At 69.5% G+C, this 19,045-nt stretch carries 20 protein-coding genes; 11 read left to right on the top strand and 9 right to left on the bottom strand.

What is annotated here, in order from left to right; translation table 11 throughout:
• Positions 1–12: 12 nt before the first annotated feature.
• From AC1C2T_RS01550 to AC1C2T_RS01535, 4 genes are all read left to right on the top strand, one after another.
• Positions 13–543 (top strand): SixA phosphatase family protein, encoded by a 531-nt coding sequence (locus AC1C2T_RS01550; RefSeq protein WP_495363122.1) that lies wholly within the window; start codon positions 13–15, stop codon positions 541–543.
• A gap of 142 nt (positions 544–685) precedes the next feature.
• On the top strand, positions 686–1,276 hold the full coding sequence (locus AC1C2T_RS01545; protein WP_495383996.1) for a sulfite oxidase-like oxidoreductase: 591 nt from the start codon (positions 686–688) through the stop codon (positions 1,274–1,276).
• Complete coding sequence (locus AC1C2T_RS01540) at positions 1,273–2,079, top strand: FAD-binding oxidoreductase (protein WP_495383995.1); 807 nt, start codon at positions 1,273–1,275, stop codon at positions 2,077–2,079. Before AC1C2T_RS01545 ends, AC1C2T_RS01540 begins: the two co-directional genes overlap by 4 nt.
• Positions 2,079–2,336: a DUF6510 family protein gene (locus tag AC1C2T_RS01535; RefSeq protein WP_495363125.1), complete on the top strand. Its 258-nt coding sequence runs from the start codon at positions 2,079–2,081 to the stop codon at positions 2,334–2,336. The genes AC1C2T_RS01540 and AC1C2T_RS01535 overlap by 1 nt, the downstream gene beginning before the upstream one ends.
• A 31-nt stretch (positions 2,337–2,367) precedes the next feature.
• On the opposite strand, the gene hutI is transcribed toward AC1C2T_RS01535, so the two are convergent.
• The 3 genes from hutI to AC1C2T_RS01520 all read right to left on the bottom strand — a co-directional run bounded on the left by hutI (position 2,368) and on the right by AC1C2T_RS01520 (position 6,650).
• Complete coding sequence (hutI, locus tag AC1C2T_RS01530) at positions 2,368–3,666, bottom strand: imidazolonepropionase (protein ID WP_495383994.1); 1,299 nt, start codon at positions 3,664–3,666, stop codon at positions 2,368–2,370.
• Between the two features lie 77 nt (positions 3,667–3,743).
• Positions 3,744–5,558, bottom strand: coding sequence for a urocanate hydratase (gene hutU, locus AC1C2T_RS01525; protein ID WP_495383993.1), 1,815 nt, complete (start codon positions 5,556–5,558; stop codon positions 3,744–3,746).
• Between the two features lie 78 nt (positions 5,559–5,636).
• Entirely contained in the window at positions 5,637–6,650 is a 1,014-nt protein-coding gene (locus AC1C2T_RS01520) for a M23 family metallopeptidase (protein ID WP_495383992.1), read from the bottom strand.
• Here AC1C2T_RS01520 and AC1C2T_RS01515 point away from each other — a divergent pair.
• Positions 6,643–7,056 (top strand): hypothetical protein, encoded by a 414-nt coding sequence (locus AC1C2T_RS01515; RefSeq protein WP_495383991.1) that lies wholly within the window; start codon positions 6,643–6,645, stop codon positions 7,054–7,056. The two genes, AC1C2T_RS01520 and AC1C2T_RS01515, sit on opposite strands and share 8 nt — an antisense overlap.
• Positions 7,057–7,196: 140 nt before the next feature.
• On the opposite strand, the gene hutH is transcribed toward AC1C2T_RS01515, so the two are convergent.
• Positions 7,197–8,912 (bottom strand): histidine ammonia-lyase, encoded by a 1,716-nt coding sequence (hutH, locus tag AC1C2T_RS01510; RefSeq protein WP_495383990.1) that lies wholly within the window; start codon positions 8,910–8,912, stop codon positions 7,197–7,199.
• 152 nt (positions 8,913–9,064) lie between these two features.
• Here hutH and AC1C2T_RS01505 point away from each other — a divergent pair, with 152 nt between their 5' ends.
• A complete protein-coding gene (locus tag AC1C2T_RS01505; RefSeq protein ID WP_495383989.1) occupies positions 9,065–9,916 on the top strand; it encodes an IclR family transcriptional regulator in 852 nt (283 codons plus the stop codon).
• A gap of 250 nt (positions 9,917–10,166) precedes the next feature.
• Here the strand turns inward: AC1C2T_RS01505 and AC1C2T_RS01500 are convergent, their stop codons facing one another.
• Both AC1C2T_RS01500 and AC1C2T_RS01495 read right to left on the bottom strand, forming a co-directional pair.
• On the bottom strand, positions 10,167–10,766 hold the full coding sequence (locus tag AC1C2T_RS01500; RefSeq protein ID WP_495383988.1) for an antibiotic biosynthesis monooxygenase: 600 nt from the start codon (positions 10,764–10,766) through the stop codon (positions 10,167–10,169).
• Positions 10,763–11,206, bottom strand: coding sequence for a MarR family winged helix-turn-helix transcriptional regulator (locus AC1C2T_RS01495; protein WP_495383987.1), 444 nt, complete (start codon positions 11,204–11,206; stop codon positions 10,763–10,765). The genes AC1C2T_RS01500 and AC1C2T_RS01495 overlap by 4 nt, the downstream gene beginning before the upstream one ends.
• A 72-nt stretch (positions 11,207–11,278) precedes the next feature.
• On the opposite strand from AC1C2T_RS01495, the gene AC1C2T_RS01490 reads away from it, so the two are divergent.
• Together AC1C2T_RS01490 and AC1C2T_RS01485 are read left to right on the top strand one after the other, a co-directional pair.
• On the top strand, positions 11,279–11,671 hold the full coding sequence (locus AC1C2T_RS01490; protein ID WP_495383986.1) for a hypothetical protein: 393 nt from the start codon (positions 11,279–11,281) through the stop codon (positions 11,669–11,671).
• Positions 11,668–13,263, top strand: a complete 1,596-nt coding sequence (locus AC1C2T_RS01485; protein WP_495383985.1) for a multicopper oxidase family protein — start codon at positions 11,668–11,670, stop codon at positions 13,261–13,263. Before AC1C2T_RS01490 ends, AC1C2T_RS01485 begins: the two co-directional genes overlap by 4 nt.
• 40 nt (positions 13,264–13,303) lie before the next feature.
• Here the strand turns inward: AC1C2T_RS01485 and AC1C2T_RS01480 are convergent, their stop codons facing one another.
• Entirely contained in the window at positions 13,304–13,849 is a 546-nt protein-coding gene (locus tag AC1C2T_RS01480) for a helix-turn-helix domain-containing protein (RefSeq protein WP_495383984.1), read from the bottom strand.
• A gap of 311 nt (positions 13,850–14,160) precedes the next feature.
• Here AC1C2T_RS01480 and AC1C2T_RS01475 point away from each other — a divergent pair, with 311 nt between their 5' ends.
• Positions 14,161–14,445, top strand: a complete 285-nt coding sequence (locus AC1C2T_RS01475) for a hypothetical protein (protein WP_495383983.1) — start codon at positions 14,161–14,163, stop codon at positions 14,443–14,445.
• Here AC1C2T_RS01475 and AC1C2T_RS01470 read toward each other — a convergent pair.
• On the bottom strand, positions 14,385–15,803 hold the full coding sequence (locus tag AC1C2T_RS01470) for an acyltransferase family protein (RefSeq protein ID WP_495383982.1): 1,419 nt from the start codon (positions 15,801–15,803) through the stop codon (positions 14,385–14,387). The genes AC1C2T_RS01475 and AC1C2T_RS01470 overlap by 61 nt on opposite strands.
• Positions 15,804–15,959: 156 nt before the next feature.
• Here AC1C2T_RS01470 and AC1C2T_RS01465 point away from each other — a divergent pair, with 156 nt between their 5' ends.
• A complete protein-coding gene (locus tag AC1C2T_RS01465; RefSeq protein ID WP_495383981.1) occupies positions 15,960–17,834 on the top strand; it encodes an alkyl/aryl-sulfatase in 1,875 nt (624 codons plus the stop codon).
• An 86-nt stretch (positions 17,835–17,920) separates the two neighbouring features.
• Positions 17,921–18,097, top strand: a complete 177-nt coding sequence (locus AC1C2T_RS01460; RefSeq protein WP_495383980.1) for a hypothetical protein — start codon at positions 17,921–17,923, stop codon at positions 18,095–18,097.
• 488 nt (positions 18,098–18,585) lie between these two features.
• On the opposite strand, the gene AC1C2T_RS01455 is transcribed toward AC1C2T_RS01460, so the two are convergent.
• Positions 18,586–18,981, bottom strand: coding sequence for a LuxR family transcriptional regulator (locus AC1C2T_RS01455; protein ID WP_495385380.1), 396 nt, complete (start codon positions 18,979–18,981; stop codon positions 18,586–18,588).
• Positions 18,982–19,045: the final 64 nt, after the last annotated feature.

The raw sequence follows: 19,045 nt of genomic DNA, 5'->3' as shown, positions 1-19,045 counted from the left end.
GAAAGGACCACCGTGAAGACGCTCGTGCTCATGCGCCACGCGAAGTCGAGCTGGGACACCCCGGGGCTGATCGACCACGACCGCCCGTTGAACGAGCGGGGCCGGCATGATGCGCCGCGCATGGGCCGGCGCCTCGTGGATCGCGGGATCACCCCGGACGTGATCCTCGCGAGCACCGCGGTGCGGGCACGATCGACGGCCGAACTCGTCGCCGGCCCGCTCGGCCTCGATGCCCGGCGGATCATCACGGACGAACGACTCTACGGAGCATCCGTCGAGGCCCTGCTCCGAGTCATCCGCTCATTCGACGCGCGCGTGACGACTGCGATGCTCGTCGGCCACAATCCCGAGATGACCGACCTCGCCTCCCGGTTCTCGCCCGACATCGAATCGATGCCGACGGCGGCGGTCGCCGTCTTCCACTTCGACGTCGCGTCATGGCCGGAGTTGCGCGTCGCGGCATCCGTCGGTCGCAGCACAGCCTCGCCCGTCAGCGTCACGTTCGATGCGCCGCACAGCGTGCCGGAGCCGGGCGGCCGGTGACCGGGCGGCCCGTGAGGAGTCACGTGGCCCATGGCCGCGGCGTACTCCTCCCGCGAAGGCGGCAGGCGAGCGGGAACTGGCGAGAACCCGGTGACAAGCGGGCCGACCGTCACTAGGGTCGAACCCAACGGGAGGGGTCGCCATGTCGTTCATCACCAGAGGGTTCAGCGGGCGAAGCCGTGAACGCGACGACCGGCTCCCACCAGGGCAGACGCTCGTGCACGATTTTCCAGTGCTGTCGGCGGGCCCCACACCCGAGGTCGAGACCGCCGAGTGGGAGTTCACGATCCGCACCGACGCCGGCGTGCACCGCTGGAACTGGGACGAGTTCATGGCGCTGAAGATCGACCAGGTCGACACCGACATCCACTGCGTGACGCACTGGTCGAAGCTCGGCACCAGCTGGCGTGGGGTCTCGCTCGACACGCTCTTCGAGCACATCGAGACCGAGCAGGGTTTCGTCATGGCGCACAGCTACGGCGGCTACACGACGAACGTGCCGCTCGACGAGTTGCTCGACGGCAAGGCGTGGGTCGCGTTCGAGTTCGACGGCGAACCGCTCGACCCCGAGCATGGCGGGCCTGCACGGCTCCTCGTGCCGCACCTCTATTTCTGGAAGAGCGCGAAGTGGGTGCGCGGCCTCGTGATGATGGATCAAGACGAGCCCGGCTTCTGGGAACAGAACGGTTACCACATCCACGGCGACCCGTGGAAGGAAGAACGCTACTGGTGAGCGAGGCCCCGACGGCGTCATCGACCACGCAGGCCAACGGGCTCAGCGAGGCGCTGCGTGCGGTGCCGCGGTCGGGATGGCACGTCGCGACGGTCACGACGGCGCACCGGGAGACGCCGAATGCCTCGCGACTCGAACTCGATGTCGACGGATGGCCCGGCAACGCCGCAGGCCAGCACCTCGATGTGCGGCTCACCGCCCCCGACGGCTACACCGCGACCCGTTCGTACTCGATCGCCTCGTCTGGGTCGTCGAAGCGGATCACCCTCGCCGTCGACAAGCTGCCCGACGGCGAGGTGTCGCCCTACCTCGTCGACGACGTGCGCGCAGGCGACATGCTCGAGGTGCACGGGCCCCTCGGTGCGTTCTTCGTGTGGGCGCCTGCTGCGGAGTCCGGCGACTCTCGCCCGGTGCAGCTCATCGCCGGTGGATCCGGCGTCGTTCCCCTCTTCGCGATGGCGACAGCGCACGCCCGCACCGATGATCCGACGCCATTCAGGTTGCTCTACTCGGTGCGCACGCCCGACGACGTGTACTTCACCGACGAGCTGCAGGCGCTCGCCGCGGCATCCGCACCGCTTCGACTCGATCTTGTCTACACGCGCCGCGCACCCGAAGGCTGGCCGACGCAGCCGGGGCGCATCACACGTGAGGTGCTCGAGGCAGCCGTGCTCCCCGCGGCCGAGCGGCCGCGCGTCTACGTCTGCGGCTCGACCGGCTTCGTCGAACTCGTCGCCGACTGGCTCGTCGAACTCGGGCACGACCCCCGATCGATCCGCACCGAGCGATACGGAGGCACGTGATGCAGCACGTCGACGGCAATTCTCTGGCCGGTCCGCTCGCCGAACTCTTCACCTTCGACGTGACGATGGCCACGGCCCGTTGCAACGGGTGCGGTGCGATCGGCGAGCTCGCCCGGGCGATGGTCTACCGGAGCGGCGCGGGCACGGTCGTGCGCTGCGCCACGTGCGATCACGTGCTCGCGACCCTGGTCGAGACGGAAGATCGCGCGTGGATCGGGTTCAGCGGGGTGAGCGCGATCGAGGTGCGGCGCGGCTGAGCCGGCCGATGGTCGAGCGGATGCCCCGGCATCACGCGCCAGCGACGACCTCGCCGCCCTTCCACACACGCGCGACGAGCGGCACCCCGGGGCGGTAGGCGAGGTGCACGTGGCTCGGCGCATGGAGCAGCACGAGGTCGGCGCGTGCGCCGGGCGTGATCGTGCCGACATCCGTTCGCCTGAGCGCGGCCGCACCGCCCGCAGTGGCCGCCCACAGTGCCTCGGCCGGCGTCATGCCCATGTCGCGCACGGCGACGGCGATGCAGAACGGCATCGAGCTCGTGAAGCTCGAACCCGGGTTGCAGTCGCTCGCGAGGGCGACGGTGACCCCGGCGTCGATCAGGCGTCGCGCATCGGGGTAGGGCTGGCGCGTCGAGAACTCCACGCCCGGCAGCAGGGTGGCGACGGTGCCCCCTGCCGCGAGCGCCGAGACATCCGCATCGCTCAGGTAGGTGCAGTGGTCGACGGAGGCGGCGCCGAGTTCGACCGCGAGGCGCACGCCCTCGCCCGGCCCGAGCTGGTTGCCGTGCACGCGCACGCCGAGTCCGGCAGCGGCACCTGCTTCGAGCACCCGCCGGGACTGCTCGGCCGTGAAGGCGCCGCGCTCGCAGAAGGCGTCGACCCAGCGCGAGTGCCGCGCACACGCGGCGAGCATCTCACCGATGACGAGGTCGACGTAGGCATCTGCGCCGGTGCCGGGCGCTTGCGACGGATCGGCGTACTCGGCGGGCACCACGTGCGCACCGAGGAAGGTGACTTCCTCGGTGACCTCGCGGGCGAGACGCACGAGACGCTCCTCGGCCTCGACCGAGAGACCGTAGCCCGACTTGATCTCGAAGGTGGTCGTGCCCTGGCCGTGCAGTTCGTCGACGAAGCCCGCAAGGCGCGCCCGCAATTCGTCGTCGGTCGCCGCGCGCGTTGCTGCGACGGTCGAGCGGATGCCGCCGGCCTCGTACCTGCGTCCGGCCATGCGCGCAGCGAACTCCTCGGCGCGGTCGCCACCGAAGACGAGGTGGGTATGGCTGTCGACGAAGCCGGGGATGACGGACCGGCCGCCGGCGTCGACCACCTCGACGTCGGCGTCCCACAGCGTTCGGTGTTCGTCGCCTTCGCGTCGGTTGTCGCGTTCCGCGCGCGCGGAGACGCCCTCGGCGGCATGCGCGGCCGGCCCGACCCAGGTCACGCAGCCGTCTTCGACGAGTACGGCCGCGTCGCGGAGGACGCCGAGCAGGCCTCCCTCGCGACCATCAGCCGGGTCGTTCGTGATGAGCTCCCCGATGTTCGTCAGGAGCATCCGCTGCACTGCGCCGCCGTCGCTCACGTGACCCATTCCATCATCGAGTTGCCCGACTTTGTACACAGTCGGGCAAGTCGACAGATCGCGGCTCGCCCGTGCCGTGACATCCGTCAGCCTTCCATCATCGGCACGCGCAGGCCGCGCTCGCGGGCGACCTCGACGGCGCGGTCGTAGCCGGCGTCGACGTGCCGCATGACGCCGGTACCCGGGTCGTTCACGAGCACGCGCGCGATCTTCTCGGCGGCGAGCGGCGTGCCGTCGGCGACGATCACCTGCCCGGCGTGGATCGAGCGGCCGATGCCGACGCCGCCGCCGTGGTGGATCGAAACCCAGGTCGCGCCCGATGCCGTGTTGAGCAGCGCGTTGAGCAGCGGCCAGTCGGCGATCGCATCCGAGCCGTCGGCCATCGCCTCGGTCTCGCGGTATGGGCTCGCCACCGAGCCCGAGTCGAGGTGGTCGCGACCGATCACGACGGGTGCGCTCAGCTCGCCCGAAGCGACCATCTCGTTGAACTTCAGACCCGCGAGGTGGCGTTCCTGGTAGCCGAGCCAGCAGATGCGGGCGGGCAGGCCCTCGAAGCGCACCTTCTCGCCGGCCTTCGTGATCCAGCGTCGCAAGTGCTCGTCGTCGGGGAACAGCTCGAGAATCGCGCGGTCGGTCGCCGCGATGTCGGCCGGGTCACCCGAGAGCGCCGCCCAGCGGAACGGACCCTTGCCCTCGGCGAAGAGGGGACGGATGTAGGCGGGTACGAAGCCCGGGAACGCGAACGCGCGCTCGTGCGCGAGCCCGCCGAGCTCAGCCTCGCGCCGGATCGAGTTGCCGTAGTCGAAGACCTCCGCGCCGGCATCGAGGAAGCCGACCATCGCCTCGACCTGCTTGGCCATCGAGGCGCGGGCGCGGTCGGTGAAGGCTTCGGGGTCGGATGCCGCGAGCTCGTGCCACTCCGCAACGCTCACGCCCTCTGGCAGGTACGACAGCGGGTCGTGGGCGCTCGTCTGGTCGGTGACGATGTCGATCGTTACGCCGCGGGCGAGGAGTTCAGGGAAGACGGATGCCGCGTTGCCGACGACGCCGACCGAGAGCGGGCGACGTTCGGCCTTCGCCGCGAGCACTCGTTCGACGGCGTCATCGAGGTCGCCGGCGAGCTCGTCGAGGTAACCGTGCTCGACGCGGCGCGCGAGCCGCGTCTCGTCGACGTCGACGATGAGCACGACGCCCTCGTTCATGGTGACCGCGAGCGGCTGCGCGCCGCCCATGCCGCCGCAACCGCCGGTCAGCGTGAGCGTGCCCGCCAGTGATGCTCCGCCCGCTGAGCCAGCGGCGTCCGGAGCCTGTCGAAGGGTCGAAACGCCCCGCGGGGCGTTGTCTTCGACGAGCTCAGGGAGCGTTCTGCGCGTCGCCGCGAGCTTGCGGGCGATCGCGCCGAACGTCTCGTACGTGCCCTGCAGGATGCCCTGCGTGCCGATGTAGATCCACGAGCCCGCGGTCATCTGGCCGTACATCGTGAGCCCGAGCTGCTCGAGCCGCCGGAACTCGGGCCACGTGGCCCAGTCGCCCACGAGGTTGGAGTTCGCGATGAGCACGCGCGGGGCCCACTCGTGCGTGCGGAACACGCCCACCGGCTTGCCCGACTGCACGAGCAGCGTCTCGTCGGCCTCGAGGCCCTCGAGCGTGCGCACGATCGCGTCGAACGACTCCCAGTTGCGCGCCGCCTTGCCCGTGCCGCCGTAGACGATGAGGTCTTCCGGGCGCTCGGCGACCTCGGGATCGAGGTTGTTCATGAGCATGCGCAGCGGCGCCTCGGTCTGCCAGCTCTTCGCGGTGAGGGTGGTGCCGCGGGCGGCGCGCACTGTGCGCACTGAGCGCCCACCCGCTGTTGCTGCCGCAGACAGGGGGATCGGGGCTTCGATGGGTGCATCGGTCATGCTTCGATGCTCGCTCACGCGTTGGGCGGCGACAACGGATGTCGCGAGCGATTCGTCTGGGATTCCAGACGAACGAGCTCAGTCGAGCGCGATGCCGCGGGCCGTCATGAACGGCACCGAGTCGATGGCGACTCCATCGATGCGCACCTCGAAGTGCAGGTGGCAGCCGGTCGAGGCGCCGGTCGAGCCGACGGCGCCGATCAGCTGGCCGGCTGTCACCGTCTCGCCGGGCTCGACGAGGATGCCACCGTCGACCAGGTGCGCGTAGCCGGTCGAGACCCCAGCGCCGTGCTCGACGAGGATCCAGTTGCCGTAGCTGCCGTTCGTGCGGGCTTCGACGACCACACCGCCCGTCGCGGCGAAGACGGGCGAGCCGCAGCCGGCCGCGACATCCGTGCCTCGATGGAATTCGTTCACTCCTGCGAGCGGCTTGTCGGGCCGCGGGCCGAACCCGTCGGTCTGGCGGCCCGTCACCGGTGACGCCCAGCCCTGTTCGCTCAACTGACCCGCATCGCGCGGAAGCGAGTCGAGGAGAGCGACACTCGAGGCGGCCACACGCGACTGCAACCCTGACATCTCGTCGCGAGCGGATGCCACGGCACCCTCGGCCGCGGCGACCGAGGCCTGGGCCGACTCGACCGGTACGGCGTCGACGTCGCTCCAAGCGGTCGCGGCCCGCTCTTCTGCGAGCTCGGCCTCATCGGCGCGCCTCTCGGCGATGTTCTGCAGCTTCTCGACGTCGCCGGCGATCTGGTCGACGCGTGCGACTCCGCCGAGGCCGGCGAGCAGGTCTTTACCCGATCCGAACGCCGCGGCCATCGAGGTCAGGGAGGCGTCTCCGCCCCGTGCTGCTGCAACGTAGGTGCTCGCGGCGGCGACGGCCCCGGCATTCGCCTCGTCGGCGCTCTCCTGCAGTTGCTCGGCGAGTGACCGAGCCACCTCGCGCGTCGATCGTGCTGTCTCGAGCTCAGCCTCGGCGGTACGCAGATCGGTCGTGGCCCCGGTGATCGCCGTGCGGGCGGAGAGCAGTGCACCGAGCTGGGGATCGACGCCGGTCGAGATGCGCGCGTACGGGCCGTTGCCGATGAGCACCGGGCCGCGAGGAGCGGCGACGGGTGCGGTCGGTGCCGGTGGCGTCGTCGGAGCTGGGGTTGGGGTCGGCGTGGGGGTCGGAGTCGGCGTCTCAGTCGGCTCCGGAGGCTCGGTCGGCTCTGGCGTCTCGGTCGGCTCCGGAGGCTCGGTCGGCTCCGGCTCCGGCTTCGGCGTCTCGGTCGGCTTCGGCGTCTCGGTCGGCTCCGGAGGCTCAGTCGTGGGGGGTGGTGTCGACGGCGCGGTCGTGGGGGGTGGTGTCGTCGGCGCGGCCGGCGACCCAGCGCCGTCAGCAGGCGCGGGGGCAGTCGACGTCGGTGCCGGCGCTGGCTCCTCCGCGAAAGCGGGGCTCACCGACAGTGAACTGACCAGAACGGCGACCGTGGCCACCGCGAGCACAACCCTCTGATTCCGAGCGCCTGGCGCTCGGACTGGGTGCTTCGGGCCAGCGACGAATCTCGACATAGGGTTCCGTTCGATCCGGCTCCGGAGCCGGACTCCCCTCAGTCTTTCACCGCCCTGAGGGCGGCACAACCGCCTCTTGGGGGTTCAGACGAGCTCGCCGGCGACGGATTCCACCGCCACCAGCATTTCTCCGCTCGCCACCATCTTCGAGATCGCCTCGATCTCGGGGGAGAGGTACCGGTCGGGCCCTGGCACAGCGCCGACCTCCGCCACGAGCGACACGACCGCGCCGGTCGCGGCGCCCGGCTCGAGCGGCGCCCGCAGCGCGAGACCTCGCGCCGCCGTCATGACCTCGATCGCGAGCACGCGCGCGAGCCCGTCGATCGCGCGGCACAGCTTGCGGCCCGCGGCCCAGCCCATCGAGACATGGTCCTCTTGCATCGCCGAGGAGGGGATCGAGTCGACCGATGCCGGCACCGCGAGTCGCTTCAGCTCGCTCACGATGCCCGCGGCCGTGTACTGCGCGATCATGAGCCCCGAGTCGACGCCCACCTCGTGGGCGAGGAACGGAGGCAGGCCTTGGTTGCGCGCACGGTCGAGGAACCGGTCGGTGCGCCGCTCGCTCATCGACGCGACATCCGCCACCGCGATCGCGAGGAAGTCGAGCACGTACCCGACGGGCGCCCCATGGAAGTTGCCGTTCGACTCGACACGCCCGTCGAGCGTGAGCACCGGGTTGTCGATCGCGCTCGCGAGTTCGGCGTGGGCGACGGATGCCGCGTGCGCGAGCGTGTCACGGGCGGCGCCGTGCACCTGTGGGGCGCAGCGCAGCGAGTACGCGTCTTGCACCCGGGTGCACTCGGGGCCTTTGTGGCTCGCGACGATCGGCGATCCGGCGAGCAGGCGTCGCAGGTTCGCAGCGGATGCCGCCTGGCCGGCGTGCGGCCGCAGCCGGTGCAGGTCTTCGGCGAACACGGCGTCGGTGCCCATGAGTCCTTCGACGCTCATCGCCGCGGCGATGTCGGCGGTGGTCAGGAGCATCCGCAGGTCGTCGATCGCGAGGGCGAGCATGCCGAGCATTCCGTCGGTGCCGTTGATGAGGGCGAGGCCCTCTTTCTCGCCGAGGCGAAGGGGCGTGATGCCGGCGGCGGCGAGGGCCTCTGCCGCGGGCATGGTGGTGGTCGGGTTGGTGGTTGGGGGCGGGGCCTGCGTTTCCGAGTCTTCCGAGGCACGCGGCTCGGCGCTGCGCGCCTCGCTCGCTCCGGCTGCCGCCTTTCGAGGGAGAAGCGCGCTGGCGCGCACTTCTCCCTCGCCCATCGCGACGAGCGCGCAGTGCGCGAGCGGCGCGAGGTCGCCGGAACAGCCGAGCGAGCCGTATTCGCGCACGACCGGGGTGATGCCCGCGTTCAGGATCGCCGCGTACGTTTCGGCGGTCTCGCGGCGCACGCCCGTGCGGCCGGTCATGAGCGTCGAGAGGCGCAGCAGCATGAGCGCGCGAACGACCTCGGTCTCGACCTCGGCGCCCGAGCCGGCGGCGTGCGAGCGCACGAGGCTCGCCTGCAGTTGAGCACGGCGGTCCTCGGCGATGAAGGTCGTGGCGAGGGCGCCGAATCCGGTCGAGATGCCGTAGTGCGGCTCGGGGTCGGCGGCGAGGCCCTCGATGATCGAGCGACTCGCGGCGACGCCGTCGAGCGCGGTGGGCTCGAGCACGACGGATGCCCCGTGGCGGGCGACGGCCGCCACCTCGTCGATGCCGAGCGGGCCGGTGCCGACGGTAACGGAGACGGCGGCGACGCCTGTGACGTCGGCGACGCCTGTGTCGGCGTTGGTGCGGCCGGTTGCGGGGTCGATGCTGCTCATGCATCCGATTCCACACCGCCGTCGCACGCGCGGGAACGCCACACGCCACGTCGCCGTCCGGTATCCCAGACCGGCGTACGCTGGGCGCATCCCCTCGTGTCCGTTGGCCCGTCCGGGTCCACCCCCGCACTCACCCATCGAAAGTGCAGCTGATGTCGGAATCCTCGTCGCGAAGCGACGTTTCGAGCACTCTGGATGCATCCGATGGCCCGTCATCGAAGACCGGCGGGGTGTCCAAGGTGCCGGCGGCCGACCAGACGCTCGCGATCCTCGCGCATCTCGCGACCCAGCGCGGGCCGGTGCCCGCCGCGACGATCGCGCACGCGCTGGAGCTTCCCCGATCGACGGTGTACCACTTGCTCGCCGTCATGCAGGAGCGCGGCTTCGTCGTGCACCTGCCAGAGGAGCGCCGGTACGGTCTCGGCATCGCCGCGTTCGAACTCTCGAGCGGGTTCTCTCGGCAGCAGCCGCTTGCCCGGCTCGGCCGTCCGCTCGTCGCGGCCCTCGTCGACCGTCTCGGAGAGAGCGGGCACCTCGCCGTGCTGCACGGACGCGACGTGCTCTACCTCGTCGAAGAACGTGCCCCGCGGCGCCCGTCGCTCGTCACCGACGTCGGCGTGCGCCTGCCCGCCCATCTCACCGCCACGGGCCGGGCCATGCTCGCCGAGCTGCCGCCCGCGCAGCTCCGCGCGCTGTATCCCGATTCGGCGGCGTTCGCGTCACGCGAGAGCGAGGGTGCTCCGGATGCCGCGGCGTGGAGCTACGGCCGGCTGAAACGCGTGCTCGCGAGCGTGCGCGAAGCGGGGTTCGCCGCCGAAGACGGCGAGGTCACCGGCGGCCTCGCCTCGGTCGGCGTCGCCGTCGTCGACCATCTCGGATGGCCCGCCGCCGCGATCGCCGTCACCTTCCCCGACGATGCGCGGCCGGAGCTCGAAGCGCAAGCGGTCACGGGAGTGCGAGAGGCGGCGGCGCTGCTGTCACGGCGCATCAGCGGCATCCGCTGAACGTGTCGTGTGCTCGTGTGCTCGTGTGCGCGCTGAGCCTGTCGAAGCGGGTGGCCCTTCGACAGGCTCAGGGCGCAGAGGGTGGCCCTTCGACAGGCTCAGGGCGCAGGGGCGGGCTCAGGGCGCAGGGGCGGGCTCAGGGCGCAGGGGCGGGCTCAGGGCGCAGGGGCGGGCTCAGGGCGCAGGGGCGGGCTCAGGGCGCAGGGGCGGGCTCAGGGCGCAGCGACGGGCTCAGGGCGCAGGGGGGTGGTCAGCGCGCGTGCGGGGCGAGCCAGCGCCGCAGCATGCGCGTGACGAAGGGCAACGCCCAGAACGTCATGACCGGTGTGAGCAGGAGCGTCGTGATGAGCACCTTCCAGACCACGGCGAGGTCATCCCAACCGGGCACGAACGAGGTGACGAGCAGGGTGAAGGCGAGGTTCACCGGGAAGAAGCCGAGCCAGATGGTCACCGCCTGCTTCCATCGCGGCGGTGCGGGCGGCAGTTCATCGAGGGCATCGGATGCCGCGGCATCCGCCACCGGAACCGAACCCGTTGCCGGATCGTCGAACCAGCCCTCGATGCCAGTGCGCCGCTTGCTGCGCTCCGAGCGCACGAAGCCCTCGCCCATCGAGAGCCACCACGTGCGCTCGGTCGAGCGTTCCCATGCTTCGAGGGTCTCTTCGCTCGCGAAGCGGTAGAGCATGTGCCACACCTGCGAGCCCTCGCCGGCGCGCACCCAGCCCGAGCCGAGGAAGCCCGGGTACTTGGCGGCGAGGTTCACGCCGGTCTGCACCCACTCGGTCGCCTCGGCGATGCGCTCGGGGTCGACCTCGCGTCGGATCGAGACGGTGATCGGTTCGCCAGTCATGACTCCATTCCCGGGGTGGGCTGCAGGATGCGTTCCAGGATCGACTTCAAGGTTTCCATGTCGTGTGGGCCGACGGCTCCGAACAGCTCATCGGCCACGCGCTGCGTGTGCTGCTGCGCCGCACGAAGGGCTCGGTCCCCATCGTCTGTCAACCCGAGAATGGTGACCCTGCGGTCGAGGGTGGATTGCGTCCGGGAGACGTATCCGAGTCGTTCGAGATCGTCGACCATGCGCACCATGCCGGTCTTGTCGGTGATCAGGCGCGCAACGAGGTCGCGCTGAGTCTGCACGCCGTCGCGGATCAGGAACATCACCGTGACGTGCCGATTCGTCAGGCTCGTCGGTCGAAGCGCGGTGTTCAACTGCTGGGTGGCCAGTGTGTAGACCCGGTGGAGCAGGAGACCCACCTCGATCGACACTCGCCCGCCGTCATCGCTCATGGTTTCCATTCTCTCGCACATTGATCCAGTTGCGATTGTTCCAAATGGATCTAATTCGATAGGCTTCCGATCATGTCTTCTCCCGATGACGCGCCCCGCAGTGGGCGCCGGTGGCCTGTGTGGTTCCTGCGTTTCACGACGGCTGTGACGGCTGTGCTGATGTTCGATCAGGCTGTGCTGGCTGGTCAGTTCATGGCGGGGGTGTACCCGGCGCTCGCGACGCATCGCGACATGGCGATCGTCACGGGAGTGGCGACGCTGGTCTGCGTCATCGCGGCCGTGCTGGTGCGCTGGCCCGGGGGCGGACCGTGGTGGCCGATTGCGGCGACGGTCGGTCTGGTCGGATTGATGTCGCTGCAGGCGTTCGCCGGGTTCCGCTCAGTGCTCGCGCTCCACATCCCGCTCGGCGTGACCGTGATCATGCTGACGGCGGCGTTGACGGTGTGGGCCTGGTGGAGGCGGTGACTCGACCGATCAACCGGCGGCTGTTCATCGGCGGCGTCTTCGGCGGGGTCGTCGCGGTCGGGGTGGGGGTGCCCATCGCACTGAGCCTCGGCGGCGCACCGACCTCGACCGGGAACCTGCTGACCAGTCAGCTGCCTCTCCCGAAGCCGTTCCAGCGCCGTCTGACGATTCCGCCGGTGCTCGCGCCGGTGCGGAGCGATGCAGACACCGACTACTACCGGGTCACGCAGCAGATCACGTCCGCGGAGATCATCCCGGGCCTGCAGACCGAGCTGTGGACCTACGGCGGTTCGTTCCCAGGGCCGACGATCGAGAGCCGTCGCGGGCGCACGGCCGTCGTGACGCACGTCAACGAACTGCCGTTGCCGACAGTCGTGCACTTGCACGGGGGTCGCACGCCGATGGCCAGCGACGGTTATCCGATCGACTTCGTCTACCCGGTCGACCGCAGCGGCTACGACCGACAGCTCGGCAGTCGTGATCACATCTCCTCCGGGCACGACTCGGCGATGACGATGGTCGGCGATACCAGCGACGGCGAGCGTGACTACACCTTTCCACTCGACCAGCGAGCGGCGACCCTCTGGTATCACGATCACCGCATGGACTTCACCGGCCCGAGCGTGTGGCGGGGCCTCACCGGGTTCCATCTCCACCGTGACGACGAGGAGGAGGCCCTCGAGCTCCCCGCGGGGGAGCGCGAGTTGCCGCTGATGATCCTCGACCGGAGCTTCTCCGCCGACGGTTCGCTGAAGTATCCGAGCAGCGACCCGACGCTCGTGCACACACCCGGCGTCGTCGGTGACTACATCGCCGGGGTGCTCGGTGACGTCATGCTCGTCAACGGCACGCCTTGGCCCGTAGCGGAAGTCGACGGCGCACACCACCGACTGCGACTACTGAACGCCTCGAACGCCCGGCGCCTCTCGCTTCGACTCGACCCGCCGCCCCCCGGCGGCTTCATCGAGATCGGTACCGACGGCGGCCTGCTGGATTCCCCGCAGGCGCACGACCACCTCGTCCTCGCGCCCGCTCAGCGCTTCGACGTGATCGTCGACTTCGGCGCCTACGCACCGGGCACCGTCGTCACTCTCCGCAACGACTTCGACAGCGGCCGCATGGGCGAGGTGATGCAGTTCGTCGTCGGTGACCGCGTCGATGACGCATTCGTCGTGCCCGACCGGCTCTCCACGATCGAGCCGTTGCGCGCTGAAGACGCGGTGGTCAGGCGCTCGTTCCAGTTCCGTGAAGGAGAGGTCGGCGACATGCACGGCTGGCTCATCGGCGGCAAGCCGTTCAGCCCCGACGACATCGCCGCGACCGCAGTGCTCGGCACCGTGGAGGTGTGGGAGTTGTTCGCCGATTTCCACCACCCCGTGCACCTGCACCTGAACCCCTTCCAGGTGCTCGAGCGCGGCGCCGAAGGGCCGGGGCAATTCGACTCCGGATGGAAGGACACGATCGACCTCAACCCGGGCGAACAGGCCAAGATCGCCATCCGATTCGACGGATACCCCGGGAAGTACGTCTTCCACTGCCACAACCTCGAGCACGAGGACATGGCCATGATGGCGAACTTCGAGGTCAGATAGCCGGTTCCGCAGCGGCGTCCCCCGAGCATCGGAGGGCGATTCAACCCGGAGATGCTGCGCCGTCGGTCGGCATCAGGGCGGTGGCGAGGATGACAGTGCGCCGGCCGTCGCCGTCGGCCGCGAGGTACGGCGAGAGCAGCTCGCCGAGCCCTGCTTGGATCACGGCGAGATCGTCGCGTGTGACGTGCAGCCGCATCTCACCGAAGCCGAGGAACTCGCGAAAGTCGGGGTCGTCGGCGACGCTCGCGCGGTCGAAGCCCTCGCCGAGGTGAGCGAGGAACGTGAGGAAGGCCTGTTGCAGCTCGCGGCTGCCCATCTCGCGCAACTCGTCGTGATCGACGTGGGCCATGCGCTCGCCCAGGGCGAAAGTGCGCTCGACGGCGCCGCGCACCCGACGCTCATCGACGACCGTGAGAATGTCGGCGTCGATGAGTGCGGCGACGTGGCGGTAGAGCGTCGCCTGCGGGATGTCGGGCAAAGCGCTGCGCAGGTCAGCGGTTGTGACCTCGCGCGCGCCGAGCTGCTGGATGATGCGCAGCCGTACGGGGTGCATGACGACGTCGGCGATCGGCGACGGTTTGCGCATCGGTCCTCCAGCTCACTATTCTCAACATGAGAACATTCTCATTCCTCTCGTTCGAGTATGCCAGTGAAGGGACCGGTTCCCATGACCGCCATCCGCGTCGACGCCTCGACTCTGTACATCGAATTCCCTGGTTGGGAGGCGATCATGACCGGCAGCAGTCGCTTCGCGGTGCACCGAGTCGCGGTCACCCACGTCGGCCTGCTCTCGGGTTGGACCTCCGAAGTTCTGGGCATCCGCTCGGGGCTCGTCGTGTCGGGCCGCAAAAGCTCGGCACGTTCCTGCACCCGACCGGCCTTCGGAGGCTCGTCGCCATGCGACGAGGCCTTCCCCTCGGCATCGTGCTCGGATACTTCTACTTCCTCGAGCACGTGCTGATGATCATCCCGGGGGTGAACATCATCCACCCGTTCCTCCCGGGCGGGGCGACCGCATCGCTGACGGACTTCACGTTCCTCAGCGACGCGATCGCCGACCAGCTCCCGATGGCGGCGACGACCACGATGTCGCCGCTCGTCGGGGCGCTCGTACTCCTTGCTTACGCTGTCGCCGGTGCCGTCGTCGCGATCGCGATTCCGCTGCGGCGCGACCTGCGCTGAACCGACGCCCGCAGCCTCGCGCTGCCGCGCAACGCGACCCCGAGCAGCGCGAGCGAGATGACGGCTTGCAGCGGGCCGAACCCGGTCACGAGCACGACGGCGACTCCCGCGCCACCGCAGACGGCATCGATCGTGGTCGACCACGCCGTCGGCGCCGTCGGCGCGGGCGTCGAAGCGGCGGATGTCCCGGCTGACGGCGCGCGCCCCGCCGCCCTCGACCGCTCGAATCGTGCGAACACCAGGGTGACGGGCACCACGACCGCCGCGGCGACGCTCAGCCAGAGCCCCCGGCTCGCCCACCACTCGAAGCTCAGCGGTTCGGGAAGGGGGAGCCCGAATCCGGCGTTCGCGACGAGCAGTGCGCCGGCGAGCAGGATGAGCACGGGCAGGTGCCAGAGGTAGACGGTCATCGCGCGCTCGCCGACGGCTGAGACGAGCCTCGAGGCATCCGCTCGCTCGACCCAGGCGCGGATGACCGGGCGTGCCATCTGGAAGAGCGCGAGTTGGGCGATACCGAGCACCACGAGGCACACGGTCGGCGGGTTGAGGTTCTCGTACATGTCGAGGGAGTAGGGCCCGGCGATGGTCAGCACGGCGAGCAGCGCGAGGGATGCCGCGGCCACGCCCCAGAGCGTGGTGCGTGCGAGCCGGTCCAGACCGCCATCGGCGAGGTGGAAGCCGAGCTGTTGCACGAGCAGCCACACCAGCAGCAGGTTGAGGAACCCGATCCCCTCGACGCCGGTCGAGATGCGCAGCACGTCGACGGCGACGACTCCTGCGAGCAGAGCGATCGGGGTGAGCACCCGTGCCCGTTCATGCGCGCGCACCATCACGGGCACGAGCGCCGAGGTGAGCACGTACACGCCGAGGAACCACAACGGCTGGCCGATGCGGAACCCTGCGGTCGCCACGAGTTCGGGCGCGAGCCCGGCGAGACTGAGGGCGACGAGCGCGCCGGCGACCACGGTGACGAGTGCGATCGCGGGCCGCACGAGCCGCTCGAGACGTGCCCGCACGTAGTCGGCTTCGCTCGCCCCTCGTGCGCGCATCGAACGCCAGTGGTGGAAGCTCGAGAACCCGCCGGCGATGAAGAAGAGCGGCATGATCTGAACCACCCAGCTCACGGGGCCGAACCACGCCTGCCCCTCGAGCGCGTTCTGCAGCACTGGGCCGTCGGGGCCGACGCTCACGCCGACCATCATCGCGTGCAGGGCGAAGACCACCACGAGCAGCATCGCCCGGATCGCGTCGACGCTCGAGTCGCGGGCGACCCCTGAAGAATGGCGGGCGGATGCTCCGGCGGGATCGACTGCACCACGGCGGGCGAGCCCGGGCGAACGTGCGAGCGTGTCGGTCATGATCAGCTCCATCCGGGCGGCCCATCCGCCCACGCAGGCAGGTTAGGAACGCGGCGGCCGGATGATCATCACCCCCTGGAGCCGTTCAGCACCCCTACCGGGGTACGGGGTGCAGGTGCCATAGTCGGATCAGTCACTGACGCTCAGGGGGAGTCCATGGACCAGAAGCCCGCATCCGCCTCGATCGAGGCTGCACATCACGCGTTGCGCAGCTCATTGCCGTTCTCGGATACGCAGGACTTCGACGACGCCGATCGCGGGTTCCTCGGCGCGCTCGATCCCGGGGTGGTGCACGCGGCCGACGGCAGGGTTGTGTGGGACAACGACAGCTACGCGTTCATCTCGGGCGACGCCCCCACAACGGTGAACCCCAGCCTCTGGCGGCAGTCGTCGCTCGTCGCCAAGCAGGGTCTCTACGAAGTCGTCGAGGGCATCTACCAGGTGCGCGGGCTCGACCTCTCGAACATCACCTTCGTCGAGGGCGACACCGGCGTCATCGTCATCGACCCGCTGATCTCCACGGAGACGGCCGCCGCTGCCCTCGGGCTCTACCGCACGCACCGGGGCGACCGGAAGGTGGTCGCGGTCATCTACTCGCACAGCCACGTCGACCACTTCGGCGGCGTCTTCGGCGTCGCGACCCAGGCGGAGGTCGACGCGGGCACGATCGCGGTGCTCGCCCCCGAGGGGTTCGTGGGGCATGCTGTGGCCGAGAACGTCTACGCAGGCACCGCCATGGCACGCCGGGCCGGATACATGTACGGCGCAGTGCTCGATCGCGGTCCGCAGGGTCAGGTCGGGGCAGGGCTCGGCCAGACCGCCTCGAGTGGAGAGGTGGGCCTGATCGTGCCGACGCTCGAGGTGACGACCACCGGCGAGACGCACACCATCGACGGCATCGAGATCGAGTTCCAGATGGCGCCCGGCACCGAGGCGCCGGCCGAGATGCACTTCTACTTCCCGCGGTACCGGGCGCTGTGCATGGCCGAGAACGCGACGCACACCCTGCACAACCTGGTGACCCTCCGCGGTGCGCTCGTGCGCGACCCGCACGTGTGGTCGGCGTATCTGACCGAGGCGATCGAGACGTTCGGCGGCAAGACCGATGCGGTCTTCGCCTCCCACCACTGGCCGACCTGGGGTGGCGAGCGCATCGTGGAGTTCATCGGCACTCAGCGCGACCTCTACGCCTACCTGCACGATCAGACCCTGCGTCTCTTGAACCAGGGATGCACCGGCGCCGAGATCGCCGAGATGTTCGAGCTGCCGCCGGCGCTCGAGAACGCGTGGAACGCTCGTGGCTATTACGGATCGGTCAGCCATAACGTCAAGGCGATCTACCAGCGCTACATGGGCTGGTTCGACGGCAACCCAGCGCGGCTCTGGGCGCACACGCCGTCGAACCTCGCGACTCGCTACGTCGACGCGATCGGCGGCATCGACCGCGTCGTCGACGTTGCGCAAGCGGCGTTCGACTCGGGCGACTTCCGATGGGCGGCCACGCTGCTCGACCACGCAGTCTTCGCCGACGAATCGCACGCGGCGGCGCGGGCGCTGTACGCCGACACGCTCGAGCAGCTCGCGTACGGCGCCGAGAACGGCACGTGGCGAAACTTCTTCCTCTCTGGTGCGACCGAGCTGCGGGTCGGCAACTTCGGAACCCCGACGGCGACGAGCGCCCCCGCGATCCTCGGGCAGTTGAGTCCCGAGCAGATCTTCGACGCGATTGCCATCTCGGTGAACGGGCCGAAAGCGTGGGAACTGACCCTCGCGTTGGACGTCACGTTCACCGACCTCGACACGAACTACCGCGCGTCGCTGCACAACGGCGTCTTCATCGCCGTCGAGAAGCCGGCCGACGCCGAGTCGGCGGATGCCACGCTCACGCTGACGAAGGCGCGCATGATCCGCCTCGTCGGCGGTGATCTGACGTCGCCGGGCCTCGAGGTCTCGGGCGACACCGGAGCGATGCCGACGCTGCTCGGCGTGCTCGATGCCGGCGACCCGTCGTTCGACATCGTGACCCCGTAGGGCGAGAGTCGTTGGTCGAGTAGCGACGAAGCTGGTGGGATCGGGCTGGCACGCAGGAGATCTCTCACGCCTACGAGACCGCGACCGTGTGGAGCTCGCACGACGAGGATGCGCGCCGCGCAAGCGACCGCATCCGCGAAGAGGTGCAGGCCCGGTACGGCATCGACGTCGGCAACCCTGGCGCCGACCCTGCGGCGGTTCGTGAAGCCCTCGCCGGCGTCGAGGCTGACCGGCAGCTCGCCGACGTCGAGCTGTCAGCGTGAGGCCGAGGAAGAGGCCGATGCACACCGGCTGCTCGAGCACGCTGATCGCGTCGACGAGCGCGCCGAGCGTGAGCACGGCGAGGCTACGCCGACCGTCGAGGCATCCGAGCTGCGCGAGGGTGGAGCGGGGGAGTGGGACTCTGCCGAGCGCCGCGAAGCGCACGCGAACTCACTCGAGGGGAACGCGACCAAGGATTGAATCGACGCATGGAAGCAGGCCGGCGTTGTCTACGTCTCCGCTGGGGTTCACCCTGCCTCAAGCGAGAGGTCAGGGTCGACGCAGCTTCGTGAGGCCGGCCGCGGTAGAGAGAACTGAGGGTGTGCAGCCGACGAGCAGCAGCGCAAAGCTCATCCCGAAGCCACCATCGTGGCTATACGTTGCAGCGGTCTGAGGTAAGCAATCATGCATGACCCTCAACTCCCTATGAATGAGAGCGACGGCTGAATGAGAGCGACGGCCATCCGAGTACGACCACCCCGCTCGACTCTCAGACCGCGTAGCCAAGAGTTCGCGCTCGGTTGACCGCGTCCATGCGAGACGTCGCGAGCAAACTGCGGAAAGCGTCGAATAGATGCCGCTTCACCGTACCTTCGGCGATGCACAGGGACGCGGCGATTTGATGGTTCGTTCTTCCTGTTGCGGCCAGGTTGAGGACTTGCACTTGCCGAGCGGACAACTCACCCGCCCGCGTCCTCGAATGTGGAGACCGATTGCCGCTACGAGCGTCGTGAAGGAGACTCTCAACGGTGTAAATCAGTTGGCGCGGGTCCGCCGAAAACGGCAACAGAACCGCCTCGTAGAAAGCGGCCCCGGCGCGTGAGTGGACGCTCGGTCGAGCCCCGCCAATCGCGATGACCGGTATACGCCGCCGTGACCCTGTCATCACGAAGAGCTCGTCGGGCAGGACCCTGTCCCCATCGGTATCCATGATCAGGTCCGTATCCAGG

The sequence above is a fragment of the Agromyces sp. Y558 genome (assembly GCF_059445415.1).
Note: the sequence above shows the minus strand (reverse complement) of the source record. Positions and strands in the feature narration are given on the sequence as shown.